Genomic DNA, 15,066 nt, shown 5'->3' on the forward strand with positions numbered 1-15,066 from the left:
TGCAACAGCGCATGTTATTTAAGACACCGGATAACACACCATATGCGAATAAACAACACAAATAATTTACGCGTTATTGGTTCTAATTAGATTTAATTAGAAGTTTCGCGAAGCAAAACCTCGCCATCAGTCGCGCTGAAGAGACCCGCCATTCACATGCCAGATCTGGCCATTGACCCACTCGCCGTCATCCGAGGCCAGAAACGCGACCGCCCCCGCAATATCCTCGGGCTTGCCGAGGCGGGTGTGCGACAAGGCTTTCAATGAGGTTTGCACATAATCATCGGTGAGGTGCTGCGCCACCGCCTCGGTCAGCACCAGACCAGGGCAGATACCATTGGCGCGGATGCCCTTTTTACCAAATTTGCGAGCCACGTGCCGCACCAGCGCATGAATTGCGTTTTTCGTCATCGGATAGGCGACCTGAAACGGATTGCCTGCCAACGCCGCCCCCGAGGAGGTATAGATCATGGCGCCGCCGCCCTGCTCGATGAGTACCGGCAACGCCGCCTGGGTCGCCAGGAAATGGCTCTTGGTGTTGATCGCGAAGGAACGGTCGAGCACCTCTTCCGTGCAGTTCAACGCGTCGATATCGCCCTCCGTGCCGCCCGCGAGGTTGGAATGGTAGAAATCCAGCCGCCCGAAGGCCTTCAGCGCCGCGGCCACAATCCCCGCCTGCGAATCGGCCTTGGTGCCATCCAGCCGCACCCCGATCGCGGCACCACCGCTGGCCGCGATCTCCTCGGCGGTCTTCACCGCCCAGTCCTCGGCGATGTCGCCAATCACCACGCGCGCGCCCTCTTCCGCGAGCCGCTTGGCCGTCGCCGCGCCAATGCCGCGCCCGCCCCCGGCGATAATCCCTACCTTGCCCTGCAGACCGCGCATGCATCCTCCAAATTGTAATTGCGCTTCAATTATCGATATGTAATACGCAAACAGCAAATAAAATCAAATTATTTAATTCTTTGCGCAGATTTTTATCGGTTTGCGTGAATACAGAAAGAGGACCCCCAAATGCCGCAACTCACCGGGCGCAATGCGGTTATCACAGGCGCCGCCACTGGCATAGGCAAGGGCATCGCCCGGCGGTTCGCGGCGGCGGGCGCGCGTGTCGTCATCGCCGATTTCGATGAGGCCGGCGGCCGCGCCACGGCGGCCGAAATCGCGGCAGACGGCGGCACAGCGGTATTCCTGCCGGTGGATATCACACAGAAGACCAGCACCCTCGCCATGATGGCGGCCGCAGGCCCGGTCGATATTCTCGTCAACAACGCCTGGCGCGGCCATGGCATCTCGCGGCTCGAACACAAAACGGACGAGCAGCTGGAGCTCTCGCTGCGGATGGGCGTATTCGCCTGCCATTGGACGATGACCGCCGCTCTGCCCCATATGAAGGCCCAAGGCTGGGGGCGGGTGATCAACATGGCGTCGCTGAACGGCGTCAACGCCCATATGGGCAGCGCCGATTACAATGCCGCCAAGGAGGCCCTGCGCGCCCTGACCCGCACCGCCGCGCGCGAATGGGCCCCGTTCGGGATTTGCTGCAACATCATCTGCCCGGCGGCGCTGGCCGAGTCCACCCGGCGGGTGATGAGCGCCCAGCCCGGCATGATCGAGCGGATCAACGCCGCCAATCCGATGCGGCGCATAGGCGATCCCGAGGCGGATATCGGCGGCGTCGCGGTGTTTCTGGCCAGCGAGGACGCGCGCTACCTGACCGGCAACACACTTTTCGTCGATGGCGGCGCGCACATCAACGGCGTCGCCTGGGCCCCGGAGCTCCCGGACTGAACGGCAAGGAGTTGCGAATTATTCGTATTTTAAATGCGTCTAAGATACGCAAAAAATACTAATAGCTTGAGTAAATAAATCCTATACGTATTATCTCTGTACACTTAGCCTGGCCCGCGTTATGTTGGCGGCAATATTCCGATGGGAGGAAATGATGGCGAAAACCAGTGATTACGGTCTTGGCGAATTCACTTACCCGCGCGGCTGGTTCATGGTCGCGCGCTCGCAGGATCTGCAAAGCGGCGTCATGTCCGTCCGCTATTTTGGCGAGGATATGGTGATCTATCGCGGCCAGAGCGGCAAGGCCTACATGGTGGAGGCGTATTGCCCGCACATGGGCACGCATCTCGGCCTCAACAAAACATCTTATATCGTCAAGGACAGCACTCATATCGAGGGCGACAACATCCGCTGCCCCTATCACGGCTGGCGGTTCGGGCCGGATGGGCGCTGCAACCAGATCGCCTACTCCCCGGTTTCACCACCCAAGGCGGCGGTGTTGCGGCGCTGGCAGATCGTCGAGCGCGCCGGCTGCCTGTGGGCTTGGTACGACCCCGAGGGCGGCGAGCCCGATTACGAGCTGCCCGCCTTCGAGAATTACGGCGCGCCGCATTGGGTGAACTGGGAGCTGCGCCATCTCGGCGACATGGATTGCCACCCTCAGGAGGTGGTCGACAACATCGCCGACAAGGCGCATCTGGAGCCCGTGCACGGCTCGCTTGCCATGGTCTCGTTCGAGAACGAGTTCGCCGGACATACGGTCCGCCAGATCCTGTCTGCCGGGCACCGAACACTGGCCGCCGATGGCGGCGAGCCGATGACCAATGACACCTGGTACACCGGCCCCGGCATTCTGCAATCGGTGATGATCGGTGCCAATCCCTCGCATATGCTGATCGCGCATACGCCCATCGATGATGGCCGGCTGCGCGTGTGGTACGGGCTGCTGGTGAAAGTCGCCAGCGCCGAGCCGACGGCGGAAGACATCGCGGTGGCGCGCAGCTACGAAGACGCCGGGGTTGACGCCTTCGCGCAGGATTTCGAGATCTGGGCGAATAAGCGCGCCTGCGTCAACCCGATGATGGTGCGCGGCGACGGCCCGTTCGACAAGGTGCGGATCTGGTACCGCCAGTTCTACAATCCGCGGGCGCAGGCTGAAGCTTTCCAAAAACGCGTGGATGGCCGCTACACCACCCGCGGCACCAAGACCGCACCTTGGGATAGCGCCGCCTGATCCGCGGCGCCATCATTGCAAACATGTTCGCAAGGGGGGCTTCGCCAAAAAGCCCCCCTTATTCTTGCCTCACATCGCGGTGGCGCCGCCATCGACCACCAGTGGATGCCCGGTGACGAAGCTGGCCTGATCCGAACACAGCCACAGCACCGCCGCCGCGATTTCCTCGGCCCGCCCCATGCGGCCCATCGGCGTCATGCTGTCCATCAGCTTGCGCATCTCGGGCTGCGCCACGAGCGGCGCGGTCATCGGGGTTTCAATCACGCCGGGGCAGACCGCATTCACGCGGATGCCGTTCTTGGCCCAGCGCAGCGCGCCATGGCGGGTCAGGCCGATTACCGCATGCTTGGTGGCGGTGTAGCCTGGCTGCGCCCCATTGCCGACCAGGCCGTTGATCGAAGAGGTATTGACGATCGCCCCCTTGCCCTGAGCCAGCATGATCTCGGCTTCCTCGCGCATGCAATACATCACACCGGAGAGATTGATGGCGAGGCTGCGGTCCCACACCGGGGTGTCATACTCATTCGCACCCATATTATTGATGCCGGCATTGTTATGCGCGAAATCCAGCCGCCCGAACGCGCTCACCGCCCGCGCGAGGAGCGCCTTCACCTCGGCCTCGTTGGCCACGTTGCAGCGCTGATACACCGCCTTGCCCCCGGCGGCCGCGATCTGGGCCACGGTCTCCTCGCCGCCCTCATCGTTCACATCCGACACCACCACCGCCGCGCCAGAAGCGGCAAAGGCCAGGGCGGTCGCGCGGCCAATGCCGCCGCTGGCGCCGGTGACCAGCGCAACCTTGCCGGCAAAATCGTAGACCATCACGTTTCTCCTTGATATGCGTATGTATAAGACTATATTAAAACGCAAACTTAATTCTGTTTGCGCAAGACGGGGAGATTTTCGGACAATGGATGGGCTTTTTTCACCCGTCAAGCTAGGCGCCATCGCGCTGGCCAACCGCATCGTGATGGCGCCGATGACGCGCGACCGCGCCGGCCCCGGCGATGCGCCGACACCGCTGATGGCGGAATATTACGCGCAGCGGGCCAGCGCCGGGATGATCGTGACCGAAGGCGTGCAGCCCTCGCCCGCGGGCAAAGGCTATTGGCGCACGCCGGGGATTCATTCGCAGGCGCAGATCGAAGGTTGGCGGCAAGTGGCTGACGCCGTGCATGCGCGAGGCGGGCGGATCGTGATGCAACTGATGCATTGCGGGCGCGTGGTGGTGCCCGCCAATCGCGGCTTTGAAGCAGATATCATCGCCCCCTCCGCCCTGCCTTGCCCGGTGAAGGTGCCGGGGCCGGATGGCACGCCAGTCGCCCCCGCCATGCCGCGCGCCCTCGCGCTGGCCGAACTCCCAGGGCTGCTGGAGGAGTACGCGCAGGCCGCGCGCAACGCCATCGCCGCCGGGCTGGATGGCGTGGAGCTGCATTGCGCCAGCGGCTATCTCATCAACCAATTCCTCAACCCCGCCAGCAACCAGCGGCAGGACGCCTATGGCGGCAGCGCGGAAAACCGCATCCGCTTTCCGGTCGAGGTCTTGGCCGCCCTCGCCGGGGCGATCGGGGCTGACCGCGTTGGTTTCAGGATTTCGCCCGGCAACCCCTATAACGGCATGGATGTGAGCGCGCCGGAGGCGACCTTCGTGCCGTTCCTGCGGGCGGCGGACAAGCTCGGGCTGGCCTATCTGCACATCGTCGACATGGCACTGCCCGAGCTGGACACGCTGGCCATGGCGCGGGCGAATTTCAACGGCCCGGTCATCACCAACAACAACCTCACCGCCGAGAGCGCGCGCCAGCTGCTCGATGACGGCAAGGCCGAGGCGGTGAGCTTCGGCCGCGCCTTCATCGCCAACCCCGATCTGGCCGAGCGCCTCCGCGACAACGCGCCGCTCGCCAAGCCTGATTTCAGCCTGCTTTATACGGGCGAGGAACGCGGTTACACGGATTATCCGCCCCGCTGACAACAACTCCCCACAGGCGGGGAAGCTCTGCCGGCCATGGCGCGGCACGTGATTTACCCCACCAGAGAGGCCCCATGCCCAAGCCTGATACCGGACCAACCTCGGCCAGCTTCATTTCACAAAGGCTCCGCCTGAACTATCTCGATTGGGGCAACCACGGCGCGCCGGTGCTGATCCTGCAGCATGGCGGCCGCGACCACGCCCATAGCTGGGATTGGGTGGCGCGCGAATTGAGCCGGGACTGGCACGTGATCGCCCCCGATCTGCGCGGCCACGGCAACTCCGCCTGGTCACCGGATGGCGGCTACTCCATGTCATCCTTCGTCTATGATTTCGCCCAGCTCGTCCGGCATTTCGGCCGCAACGGGCCGGTGCGCATCGTCGCCCACTCGCTGGGCGGTTTCATCGCCCTGCGCTATGCCGGCCTTTACCCGGAAACAGTCCACAAGCTGGCCGCGATCGAAAGCTGGAACATCCCGCCGGAGTTCAGCGAGCGCCTGGCCACCATGCCCATCGACGCGATCTGGCGGGCCTGGATCGATGAGCGCCGCGCCATCGGCGCCAAATCCAGCAAGGCCTATCCGACGATCGAGGCGGCCGTGAACCGCATGATGGCGGAAAACCCGCATCTGAGCACCGAACAAGCCCAGCACCTAACGGTGCACGGCGTCACCGTGAATGAAGACGGCACATATTCCTGGAAATTCGATAACTACGTCTATTCGGTGCCGCCATTGGACCTCACGGAAGACCAGATCATCCATCTGCGCGCCCGCGTTTCATGCCCCGTACTGCTGATGCGCGGCGATAATAGCTGGGCCATCGATCCTGAAGCCCATGGCATCACCCGGCAATTCAAGGATGCGCGGCATATCACGTTCAGCGATGCGGGGCATTGGCCCCATCACGACAAGACAGCGGAATTCATCGCCGCCCTCAGAGCGTTTCTGTAGCAGACCGGGGCACGATCATGCCGGGCCGTACCCGCGCCCTCAGCGGTAGCCTGCGCGGATGTCGCACCGGGAAAAGACGGAAAAATCACTGAAAAATTCTTAAATATAACACCGAAAACAGTATAATGCGTAAATTTTATTGATTTTTACACCGCAAAATAAAAAATTTTTGATATAGATCAAAGCGTCTCCACCCCATCGGTGAAATTTTACCGGCTATTGGGAAGCCATCCTCCCGAAGCAGGAGACGCCATGAACATCAAAGCCCTCACCTACCTCGTCGTGGAGTCGACCGACCCACGGGATTGGGCCGCCTTTGGTGAACGCGTCATCGGCCTCTCCGCGCAGCCTTTGGCTGATGGCGGCATTGCCCTCAGGGCCGACGAGCGGTTGGGGCGGATCTTCGCCGTGCCGGGCGCACGCAACCGCTATCACGCCTCAGGCTGGGAGGTGCGGAACGAGGCCGAATTCACGGCCGCGCTGAAAATATTTGAAGCCAAGGGCGTCAATTTCGACATCGGCACAAACGCCGAAGCCGCACAGCGCGGCGCCCTGGGCCTGGCCCGCTTCGCCGATCCCGCGGGCAACCGCCACGAATTGGTGTGGGGCTTCCGCTCCGATTTCTCGCGCTTCACCTCGCCCGCCGGCGTGCCCAAATTCGTGATGGGCGATCTTGGCATGGGCCACACCGTGCTGCCCGCCCCAAATTTCGACGAGACCCGCGCCTTCTTCACCGATATTCTGGGCCTTGGCCTGTCAGACCTCATGGTCCACCGCCCCGGCGGCGCGGATGGTCCGGCCATGCGCATCCATTTCATGCATGTCGGCAATCCCCGCCATCACAGCCTCGCGCTGTTCGAGGGCGAGGTGCCCGCCGGCTGCGTGCATTTCATGTTGGAATATGAGTCCATGGATGAGGTTGGCCGCGCCATCGACCGCGCCGCCGCCCATGGCGCGAAGATGACCGCCACGCTGGGCCGCCATGTGAATGACGGCGTGACCTCTTTCTATTGCGCCACCCCTGGCGGCTTCTCGGTGGAGCTGGGCTGGGGCGGCACGCTCATCGACTGGTCCCGGAACACGGTGTTCGAAAGCACGAGCGTCAGCCTCTGGGGCCACGATTTCAGCCTCGGCTTCAAATAACCCTCTCATCTCACGGAGACACCAATGTCCGCCATTCTCTCACATCCGGCCCCGACCCCCGCCGATATGATCGCCGCCGCGCGCGCCCTCGGCCCTTCGCTGCGCGCCCGCGCCGCGCAGGCCGAGATCGATTGCAAAATCCCCAATGAAACGATCGCCGAAATGAAGGCGGCCGGGCTGTTCCGCGTGCTCCAGCCGAAGCGCTTCGGCGGCTACGAGATGGGTGTCTCCACCTTCTACGACATCCAGATGGAGCTGGCGAAGCACTGCATGTCCACCGCCTGGGTCTATGGCGTGGTCGCCGTGCATAACTGGCAGCTGGCGCTGTTCGACCTCAAGGCGCAGGAGGATGTGTGGGCGACGAACCACGACATGCTGATCTCCTCCTCCTACATGCCCAAGGCCAAGGTCACCCACGCGCCGGGCGGCTACCGCATCTCCGGCCGCTGGGGCTTCTCCTCGGGCGTCGATCATTGCGGCTGGGCCTTTCTCGGTGGCCTGCTCACACCGCCCGGCGGCGGCGCGCCGGAATTCGTCACCTTTCTCGTGCCAAAATCAGATTTCGTGGTGCATCGGGTGTGGGATACGGTCGGCCTGCGCGGCACGGGCAGCCAGGATGTGGAGGTGAAAGACGCCTTCGTGCCGGCGCATCGCATGCACCGCTCGCAAGATGGCGCCGCAGGCACCAGCCCCGGCCTGAGCGTGAATCCCAGCCCGCTTTACCGCCTGCCCTTCGGCCAGATTTTCGTGCGCGCCGTCTCCAGCTCGTCCATCGGCGCGCTGGAAGGCGCACTGGAAGCGTTCCGCGGCTATAACCAGAACCGCACCTCCAGCAACGACATGAGCCGCTCGGCACTCAACCCGGTGGCCCAGCGCGTGGCCGCCGATACCGCTGGCGCGATCGACGAAATGAAGCTCACCCTGCACCGTAATTTCGCGCGCATGATGGAGCTGGCGGCACAGAGCAAGGGGCCGGAGCTGGAGGAGCGCCTGCGCTTCCGCCTGCAGGCCGCCCAGGTGGTGGATCGTTGCGCCGAGCTGATCTCCGCCATGTTCTATTCCTGCGGCGCCTCCGGCGTGTATCGCAGCGGCCCGGTGGCCCGCACCTTCGTGGACATCCACACCGGCCGCACGCATGTCGCCAACAACCCCGACAAATTCGCGCGTAATTTCGGCGGCTGGCTGCTGGGCGAAGAAAATACCGACACGTTCATCTGATGCGCCACCGGGCTCCTCGCCAAAAGGAGCCCGGAACGCGACGCCTCGGATTGATCCGCGCCGGGTGTTTACCCGGCGGTTTGGCCACCATCGACCGACAACGCGATGCCGGTGACATTGCAGGCATCCGCCGAGGCCAGATAAGCCACCGCCGCGCCGATCTCCTCCGGCGTCGAGGGCTTTCCGGTCTTGGTCGCCAGCGACATCACCTTCTTCATATCCGCCCAGGCGGGGACGGTGGATTTGCGAAGCAGGGGGGTTTCCACCGTGCCCGGGCAGATGGCATTCACGCGCACGCCCTGGTCGGCATATTCCACCGCCATGGCGCGCGTCATGCCCAATACACCGGCCTTGCTGGCGCAATAGGCGGCGGCATAAGGCACGCCCGCCAGCGCGGCCGAGGAGCTGATATTCACGATATTTCCGCCCACCTTGAGCAGATGCGGCAGCGCGGCGCGGCTGACATGAAACACCGCGTATAAATTGACCTTGAGCACGAGATCGAATTTCGCCGGGTCACACTCATGCGTGCGCGCCCAATCGAGGATGCCGGCGCTGTTCACCACCACATCCAACCCACCCAGCGCCGCGAGCGCCGCGCCCGGCAGTGCGGCACAGGCCTGCGCATCGGTGGCGTCAAACGCCATCCCGACCGCCTTCACCCCCTGCGTGGCGACAATCTGCGCGGCCGCCTGCTGAGCGCCGTCGGCGTTGATGTCAGCCAGCGCCACATCGGCGCCTTCCTGCGCCAGCCGCGTGGCCGTCGCCAAGCCGATGCCTGATGCCGCGCCCGTGATTAATACCGCCTTACCCGCAAACCTCTTCATGTTTCCTCACTCCTATTTTCATCACGCATCACGCCGCGGCCACCCTAGCGAGAATCGCCGCACAAATAGCAGAAAACTTTACATAAACACACAAAATCAAAACATACTTGATATTTTGCGTATTTGCTACCATATATACTCTACGAACAACACAAGCGAGGCCATAGCTGTAGCGCCGCGCTGCGAATGTCATGGGGATGTGACGCGATGACCAATATCCAGAAAGTCGTGATCGACACGGCACCCGCGCCCGAAGAGCTGATCGCCCGCGCCCGGGCGATGATCCCGGCGCTGAAAGCGCGCGCCAAACGCACCACCGCCGAGCGCAAAATCCCCGATGAAACCATCGCCGAAATGCAGGCGGCCGGGTTCTTCCGCGTGCTGCAGCCCAAGCGCTGGGGCGGCTATGAGATGCACCCCAACGTGTTCTTCGAGATCCAAAAACTGCTGGCCGAGGGCTGCATGTCCACCGGCTGGGTGTATGGCGTCGTCGGCGGCCACCCTTATGAGTTGGCCCTATTCCACGACCAGGCGCAGCGCGAGGTCTGGGCCGAGGACGACTCCATCCTGGTCTCTTCCTCCTACCAACCCGTCGGCAAGGTCGAGCGCGCCGAGGGTGGCTTCTACCTCTCCGGCCGCTGGGGGTTCTCCTCCGGCAGCGAGCATTGCCAATGGGTGCTGCTCGGCGCCATGGTGCCGCCGCTGAACGCGGACGAGCCGCCGGATATGCGCACCTTCCTGGTGCCGCGCGCCGATTATCAGATCGACCAGACCTGGGACACGTTCGGCCTGCAAGGCACGGGCAGTCACGACATCGTCGTCGAACGCGCCTTCGTGCCCGAATACCGCACCCATAAGGCCATCGACGGCTTCCTCTGCCAAAACCCCGGCCAGGCCGAAAACAGCGCGCCGCTGTTCCGCATGCCCTGGGCCCAGCTCTTCCTCCGCCTCGTCTCCACCGCCGCCCTCGGCGGCACCCGCGCCGCCATCAACGCCGCACTCGAGATCGCGCAATCGCGCATCTCCACCAACACCGGCAAGGTGTCAAAATCCGATCCGATCCTGCTCAACGCCATCGCCACCGCCTATGCCCAGCTCGACGAAATGGAAGCCGTGCTGCGGCGCAATTTCGACGACCTCGTCGCCATCGTCGAAGCCGGCGAGGAAATCCCCATGGCCAAGCGCCAGCTCTACCGGTTCCAATCCTCCTCCGTCGCCCGCCGCTGCGCCGATCTCGTCGATAACCTGCTGCCCCTGCTCGGCGGCCGCGCCATCTACATGCACAGCCCCATCATCCAGCCCTGGCTCGACCTCAACGCCGCACGCGCCCATGTCGCCAACGACCCCAACAACATGGGGCCAGACCTCGCAAACGGACTCATGGGAATCCCACTCGCATTCCACTTCCTGTAAGGCGACCCACGTGAACGCAAAGCCGGAACAAACTGTCCCCGCCGCACACATCAAACACTGGGACAGCGTAACAGATGTCGCCATCCTCGGGTTCGGGATCGCAGGCGCATGCGCGGCGCTGGAAGCTGCGCGTGGCGGCGCCGCGGTCACCATCTTCGAGGCGGCGGGCGGTTCCGGCGGCGCCTCGGCGCTCTCGGGCGGGGAGATGTATGTCGGCGGCTCCGGCGGCACCGATATTCAGCAGCGGAACGGCTTCACCGATTCCACCGAGGATTTCGCGGCCTATCTTACCCTTGCCGGTGGACCGGCGCCGGACCAGGCCAAGATCGCGCTCTATGCGCGGGAGGCGGTGGATCATTTCAACTGGATCCGCGCTCAGGGCGTACCCTACAAAGGCACGTTCCTGCCCGGCAAGATCATCGAACCCGAGACCGACGACACGCTGATCTGGTCCGGCTCCGAGGAAGCCTGGCCGTTTTCGGCCACGGCGAAACCAGCGCCGCGCGGCCACACGATTCAATCCCCCGGCTGGGGCGGCGGTCGCAAGCTCATGGATATCCTGGAGGCGCGCGTGCGCGAAGCGGGCGTGCAGGTGGAGACCTCCGCCCGTGGCCGCGCGCTGGTCGCGGATGACGGCGAGATCGTCGGCATGATCATCCGCCAGAACGGCAAGGAGCTGGCGGTGCGCGCGCATCGCGGCGTGATCATCGCCACTGGCGGATTCTGCATGAACACCGAAATGGTGCGCCGGCACGCGCCCGAGGCGCTGCGCTGCTCGCACCCGCTCGGCACCATCGATGACGGCTCTGGCATCATCATGGGCCAGGCCGCGGGCGCGCGCGCCATCCACATGAACGAATTCTTCGTGACCTGCCCGTGGTATCCACCCGAATCCCTGGTGAAGGGTATTTTCATCAACGAGGCAGGCCAGCGTTTCATCAATGAGGATTGCTACCACGGCCGGGTGATGAGCGCGGCGGTGGCGCAGCCTGGCACGCGCGTATTCCTGCTCTGCGACAACGATATTTTCGCCCGCCCGATGGAGCTGGCCAATGTCGAACTGGCGGCCGTGGGCGAGAGTTGGGGCGAGGTTGAAGCCGAACTCGGCTTCGCCACGGGCACGCTCAGCACCGTAGTCGAGCAATACAATGCGCATGCAGCCAAGGGGGAGGACCCGGTCTGGCACAAGGCGGCGAAATGGTTGAAACCGCTCACCACCGCCCCCTTCGCGGCGCTCGCATTCAATCCCTCGGAGAGTTATTTCTCCTATTTTACCCTTGGCGGGTTGGAGACGCTACCCACCGGAGAGGTGCTGAATCTTGGCGGTGACCCCATCCCCGGCCTTTATGCCGCCGGACGCGCCACTTGTGGCTTGCCGCGCTGGGGGCGGGGCTATTCGTCCGGCATGAGCCTTGGCGATTCCAGCTTCTTCGGCCGTATGGCGGGGAGAAGCGCGGGGGAGCGAGGCATCTGATGGAGAAGATTATTTACGCGCTCTGGAAGCCCCGTGGCATGACGGAAGAGACCTTCGCGGAGCGGCTTCATCATCGGCTCTCCCCCATGCTGACACCGCTCGTGCATCACCTGCGCCTCAACTTGCGCGACAGCAGCGTGCGAGGTGGCAACTCTCCTTGCTTTTCCGTTCTCCGTCCCTCTCCCGACGCGCTGGTTCAGCTCTGGGTGAACACAGCCTATCCCCCCACCCGCGCCGGCATCGATGCCGCGATGATCGAATATTGCGGGCATTGCCATGCGTGGCTGGTCTGCGAGTCAACGCCGCTCCCCAATACCGCATTTCCACCAAATCCGGGCCAACGGACCGAAGGTTTTGCACAGATCGCCCTACTCTTGGCGCCATCCGGCCTGGAGCATTCTGTCTGGCGGCACCATTGGCAGGATCAACACACACGCCAAGCCTTGGATTTGCAAGCGACTTTTGAGTACCGGCAAAATCTTGTAGTTCGTCCGCTGACCCCCGGCGCGCCGGAGATATGGGCCATTGTTGAGGAATGCTTCCCGATCGACGCCCTCACTGACCGCACGCTTTACTACGCCCACCCCGGAGACTCACAGGGGACAGACGCCAATGAAGCTGCCATGATGCGCAGTTGCGAGGGGTTCATCGGCGCCAATGGGTGCGACGTGTTCCCTACCAGCCAATACGACATCCGGTAACCTGAGAGGAACCCGCTTACCCCTCGCCCTCTTCACCATTCTCGGCATCGGTGGCGGGGGCCGAGGTGATCCGCGCAACGGCGCTGTTATATTTCACGTTATGCACGGCAATCGAGGTGTCGACCTTCTTCACCCCCCGAATCGGCCGTATCTTGTTCAGAATCACGTCATTGACCTCATCGAGGCTGAGGAACAACCCCATCGCCAGGATGTTGAAGCGCCCAAGCATGACGATCACGCAACCGATTTCACGCATGCCGGCCAAAATATCGGCGATTTCAGCAGTCCGCGCCTGATCGCAATGAATGCCCATCATCACGAGATTTGGCGACCCGGCGTAGCGGTAGCTGCGGACCGTGGTGAAATGGATGAGCCCCCGCCGCTGCAGGCGTTTGATGCGAGTCCGGATCGTTCCTTCCGTGACATCAAGATCCTGCGCGATCTGCCGGTTGGAGGCACGGCCATCCTGGCTGAATGCCTTTATGATCTTCTGATCGAGTTCGTCTAAGGTGATGGCGTTCATAGGGGCGCTATATTGAATTCAAATTTCTTGATGTCGACGGCAATGCCTGGATCCATTTCATCAATGCCCTCGATCGGGCGCACGTGATTGTCCAGGAACACGCGAACTTCTTCAAAATCATGCAGCACCACCAACATTTCGAGGTCGTAGCGCCCATGCATGACATTGACGCTAAACACCTCGGGTAGCGCGGCAAGGTCTTGCGCCACCTCCAGCACGGGCCGCCCTTTCACGCTCACGCCGATGGCGATGATCACGTTGTAGCCATGGGCCGCAAAATCGGTCACCGCCACCACCTTCATGATCCGCTGCTCCTCCATGCGGTTGAGGCGGGAAGAAACGGTGGCAGGCGTCACCGATAGACGAGCGGCGATCTCCTGATTGTTGGCACGGCCGTTGACGGTCAGGATATCGATAATACCTTTGTCGATGGCATCGATTCCCGCATTGGTGATACGTCTGCCTTTACGAAGCTTCATATGGTCTACCGAAAGAAAAGTTTTGCCCCATCCTGCCTTATGAATGGCAGCCTGTTTGCCGATTTTCTGCGCATAGCTTAAATATTTCTTCAGGTCCAGCATTTGCGTGCGGAGCCGGTGGAACACCCCCCTTGAGCGGGACGAGGCTGGCATTTCCACCCCACTAGGTCTCCCGCCAACACTGCCACTTCTGGCGGTGGGCTGACTCACTCGCCCGGAGCTGGCAAATCCGGGGGGGCGGCACTCAGCAAAACCAGCGCGTCGGCATCGCCATTCAACAGCCGGTTTTCCCGAAGCTCCACCTGCCAATTACCCCCGGCGCCCCGGCGCAGCCGCCAGCGATTGGCCGAAACGCGATACACTTCAAACCTCTCCCCCGTCCAACAAAAGACGCAGGAATAGCCAATGGCCGTAGCCGTATCTCCCTCCAAGCGCACCTCAACCGGGCTGAGCACATGGGCCGCGCCTCCGGCGATGAGAGTTTGGTGGCTTTTACCCCGCAACATGGCCTCCAACGCCCCCTGCCCGCGATACACCCCAAACCCGCCAACATCATAAAGGCCATCCTCGGCCCATAGCGCCGCCGCGGCGGCGGCATCTCCCCTGTCAGCCGCCGGGCCATAGCTGGCGATGAGATTACGGATCGCCTCACGGTCCTCCAACTCCCTCAAACGCGCCGCCAAACTCCGTTCCGCTTCCATGCCGCGTACTCCTGCTCCAGGCGGGGTCATACCGCAGCAAAAGCTTTCACATTTCAGCTATATATTCCAGACAAAGAAGCGCATTTCTTTGACTTTTTTTATAATTAACATGACAATGCGTATTAATAGCCGAAAATATATAGATACCATGAGGCAACACAAGTGACCACTTTAGAGAACCGCATTGCACGCCTGGAAGCCGAGAGCGAGATCCGCCGGCTCAAGGCTCGCTATCTGAATGCCTGCGACACCAAGGATCCCATGGCCATCCGCGCCTGCTTTACCGTAGACGCGGTGCTGGACTACGCCCCAATGGGCCAGTTCAGCGTGAACCAACTCATCGAGGTCTTCACCGAACTCGCCGTTAAAACCCCCATCGCCGACTCCCACCAAGCGCATAATGCCGAGATCATCATACAGGATGATGGTCGCGCGCGGGGCCGATGGAGCTTGGGCTTCGTGACCTTGGACCCCGTGAGCAAGACGTTCAGGCTGATGCACGGCATGTATGAGGATGAATACGCTCTGACGCCCCAAGGATGGCGGATCGCGGCATCCCGGCACACGCCACGGCTGATTGCCGATGGCGCGCTGGTGGAAGACACACTCAAAATCACGGACCTGAAAGCCGTATGACGCG

The 15,066-nt window shown here is 62.5% G+C and carries 16 protein-coding genes; 10 read left to right on the plus strand and 6 right to left on the minus strand.

Translation table 11 applies throughout. The annotated features are described in order from the left end of the window. Window positions 1–126 precede the first annotated feature (126 nt). On the minus strand, window positions 127–885 hold the full coding sequence (locus tag LI953_RS06045; RefSeq protein WP_227075142.1) for an SDR family NAD(P)-dependent oxidoreductase: 759 nt from the start codon (window positions 883–885) through the stop codon (window positions 127–129). Window positions 886–1,014: 129 nt separating this feature from the next. Here LI953_RS06045 and LI953_RS06050 point away from each other — a divergent pair, with 129 nt between their 5' ends. Beyond that, the gene (locus tag LI953_RS06050; RefSeq protein ID WP_227075143.1) at window positions 1,015–1,791 is read left to right on the plus strand and encodes an SDR family NAD(P)-dependent oxidoreductase; all 777 of its coding nucleotides are present in this window, start codon (window positions 1,015–1,017) and stop codon (window positions 1,789–1,791) included. Window positions 1,792–1,945: 154 nt separating this feature from the next. Next, a complete protein-coding gene (locus LI953_RS06055; RefSeq protein WP_227075144.1) occupies window positions 1,946–3,025 on the plus strand; it encodes a Rieske 2Fe-2S domain-containing protein in 1,080 nt (359 codons plus the stop codon). A 69-nt stretch (window positions 3,026–3,094) separates the two neighbouring features. Here the strand turns inward: LI953_RS06055 and LI953_RS06060 are convergent, their stop codons facing one another. Further along, on the minus strand, window positions 3,095–3,847 hold the full coding sequence (locus LI953_RS06060) for an SDR family NAD(P)-dependent oxidoreductase (RefSeq protein ID WP_227075145.1): 753 nt from the start codon (window positions 3,845–3,847) through the stop codon (window positions 3,095–3,097). Between the two features lie 88 nt (window positions 3,848–3,935). Here LI953_RS06060 and LI953_RS06065 point away from each other — a divergent pair, with 88 nt between their 5' ends. The 4 genes from LI953_RS06065 (at window position 3,936) to LI953_RS06080 (ending at window position 8,308) form a co-directional block, all read left to right on the plus strand. Continuing rightward, a complete protein-coding gene (locus tag LI953_RS06065; RefSeq protein ID WP_227075146.1) occupies window positions 3,936–4,994 on the plus strand; it encodes an alkene reductase in 1,059 nt (352 codons plus the stop codon). 74 nt (window positions 4,995–5,068) lie between these two features. After that, window positions 5,069–5,947, plus strand: a complete 879-nt coding sequence (locus tag LI953_RS06070) for an alpha/beta fold hydrolase (protein ID WP_227075147.1) — start codon at window positions 5,069–5,071, stop codon at window positions 5,945–5,947. Window positions 5,948–6,199: 252 nt separating this feature from the next. Then, window positions 6,200–7,090 carry a VOC family protein gene (locus tag LI953_RS06075; protein WP_227075148.1) on the plus strand — a complete coding sequence of 297 codons (891 nt, stop codon included), beginning with the start codon at window positions 6,200–6,202 and terminating at the stop codon, window positions 7,088–7,090. A 24-nt stretch (window positions 7,091–7,114) separates the two neighbouring features. Continuing rightward, the gene (locus LI953_RS06080; protein ID WP_227075149.1) at window positions 7,115–8,308 is read left to right on the plus strand and encodes an acyl-CoA dehydrogenase family protein; all 1,194 of its coding nucleotides are present in this window, start codon (window positions 7,115–7,117) and stop codon (window positions 8,306–8,308) included. Window positions 8,309–8,376: 68 nt separating this feature from the next. Here LI953_RS06080 and LI953_RS06085 read toward each other — a convergent pair whose 3' ends face one another. Then, window positions 8,377–9,135, minus strand: a complete 759-nt coding sequence (locus LI953_RS06085; RefSeq protein WP_227075150.1) for an SDR family NAD(P)-dependent oxidoreductase — start codon at window positions 9,133–9,135, stop codon at window positions 8,377–8,379. 207 nt (window positions 9,136–9,342) lie between these two features. On the opposite strand from LI953_RS06085, the gene LI953_RS06090 reads away from it, so the two are divergent. Genes LI953_RS06090 through LI953_RS06100 form a run of 3 tightly spaced genes read left to right on the plus strand, consistent with a single transcriptional unit; the run spans window position 9,343 to window position 12,723 of the window. Continuing rightward, on the plus strand, window positions 9,343–10,548 hold the full coding sequence (locus LI953_RS06090; protein WP_227075151.1) for an acyl-CoA dehydrogenase family protein: 1,206 nt from the start codon (window positions 9,343–9,345) through the stop codon (window positions 10,546–10,548). Between the two features lie 10 nt (window positions 10,549–10,558). Further along, a complete protein-coding gene (locus LI953_RS06095; RefSeq protein ID WP_227075152.1) occupies window positions 10,559–12,022 on the plus strand; it encodes an FAD-dependent oxidoreductase in 1,464 nt (487 codons plus the stop codon). Then, window positions 12,022–12,723, plus strand: a complete 702-nt coding sequence (locus LI953_RS06100; RefSeq protein ID WP_227075153.1) for an EthD domain-containing protein — start codon at window positions 12,022–12,024, stop codon at window positions 12,721–12,723. The genes LI953_RS06095 and LI953_RS06100 overlap by 1 nt, the downstream gene beginning before the upstream one ends. Before the next feature lie 16 nt (window positions 12,724–12,739). Here LI953_RS06100 and LI953_RS06105 read toward each other — a convergent pair whose 3' ends face one another. From LI953_RS06105 to LI953_RS06115, 3 genes are all read right to left on the minus strand, one after another. Continuing rightward, window positions 12,740–13,246: an Lrp/AsnC family transcriptional regulator gene (locus LI953_RS06105; protein ID WP_227075154.1), complete on the minus strand. Its 507-nt coding sequence runs from the start codon at window positions 13,244–13,246 to the stop codon at window positions 12,740–12,742. Beyond that, complete coding sequence (locus LI953_RS06110; protein WP_227075155.1) at window positions 13,243–13,827, minus strand: Lrp/AsnC family transcriptional regulator; 585 nt, start codon at window positions 13,825–13,827, stop codon at window positions 13,243–13,245. Before LI953_RS06110 ends, LI953_RS06105 begins: the two co-directional genes overlap by 4 nt. Window positions 13,828–13,931: 104 nt before the next feature. Next, window positions 13,932–14,426: a nuclear transport factor 2 family protein gene (locus LI953_RS06115; protein ID WP_227075156.1), complete on the minus strand. Its 495-nt coding sequence runs from the start codon at window positions 14,424–14,426 to the stop codon at window positions 13,932–13,934. 162 nt (window positions 14,427–14,588) lie between these two features. On the opposite strand from LI953_RS06115, the gene LI953_RS06120 reads away from it, so the two are divergent. Continuing rightward, the gene (locus LI953_RS06120) at window positions 14,589–15,062 is read left to right on the plus strand and encodes a nuclear transport factor 2 family protein (protein WP_227075157.1); all 474 of its coding nucleotides are present in this window, start codon (window positions 14,589–14,591) and stop codon (window positions 15,060–15,062) included. The last annotated feature ends 4 nt before the right edge of the window (window positions 15,063–15,066 follow it).

It is taken from the genome of Acidocella sp. KAb 2-4 (genome assembly GCF_020567705.1).
Lineage (GTDB): Bacteria > Pseudomonadota > Alphaproteobacteria > Acetobacterales > Acetobacteraceae > Acidocella.

Excerpts from the sequence above, each read along its gene's own strand:
- LI953_RS06060 (WP_227075145.1), bottom strand. The coding sequence starts at position 3,847 with ATGGTCTACGATTTTGCCGGCAAGGTTGCGCTGGTCACCGGCGCCAGC.
- LI953_RS06115 (WP_227075156.1), bottom strand. The coding sequence starts at position 14,426 with ATGGAAGCGGAACGGAGTTTGGCGGCGCGTTTGAGGGAGTTGGAGGAC.
- LI953_RS06070 (WP_227075147.1), top strand. The coding sequence starts at position 5,069 with ATGCCCAAGCCTGATACCGGACCAACCTCGGCCAGCTTCATTTCACAA.
- LI953_RS06110 (WP_227075155.1), bottom strand. The coding sequence starts at position 13,827 with ATGCTGGACCTGAAGAAATATTTAAGCTATGCGCAGAAAATCGGCAAA.
- LI953_RS06055 (WP_227075144.1), top strand. The coding sequence starts at position 1,946 with ATGGCGAAAACCAGTGATTACGGTCTTGGCGAATTCACTTACCCGCGC.
- LI953_RS06090 (WP_227075151.1), top strand. The coding sequence starts at position 9,343 with ATGACCAATATCCAGAAAGTCGTGATCGACACGGCACCCGCGCCCGAA.
- LI953_RS06085 (WP_227075150.1), bottom strand. The coding sequence starts at position 9,135 with ATGAAGAGGTTTGCGGGTAAGGCGGTATTAATCACGGGCGCGGCATCA.
- LI953_RS06050 (WP_227075143.1), top strand. The coding sequence starts at position 1,015 with ATGCCGCAACTCACCGGGCGCAATGCGGTTATCACAGGCGCCGCCACT.
- LI953_RS06075 (WP_227075148.1), top strand. The coding sequence starts at position 6,200 with ATGAACATCAAAGCCCTCACCTACCTCGTCGTGGAGTCGACCGACCCA.
- LI953_RS06045 (WP_227075142.1), bottom strand. The coding sequence starts at position 885 with ATGCGCGGTCTGCAGGGCAAGGTAGGGATTATCGCCGGGGGCGGGCGC.
- LI953_RS06105 (WP_227075154.1), bottom strand. The coding sequence starts at position 13,246 with ATGAACGCCATCACCTTAGACGAACTCGATCAGAAGATCATAAAGGCA.
- LI953_RS06100 (WP_227075153.1), top strand. The coding sequence starts at position 12,022 with ATGGAGAAGATTATTTACGCGCTCTGGAAGCCCCGTGGCATGACGGAA.
- LI953_RS06080 (WP_227075149.1), top strand. The coding sequence starts at position 7,115 with ATGTCCGCCATTCTCTCACATCCGGCCCCGACCCCCGCCGATATGATC.
- LI953_RS06065 (WP_227075146.1), top strand. The coding sequence starts at position 3,936 with ATGGATGGGCTTTTTTCACCCGTCAAGCTAGGCGCCATCGCGCTGGCC.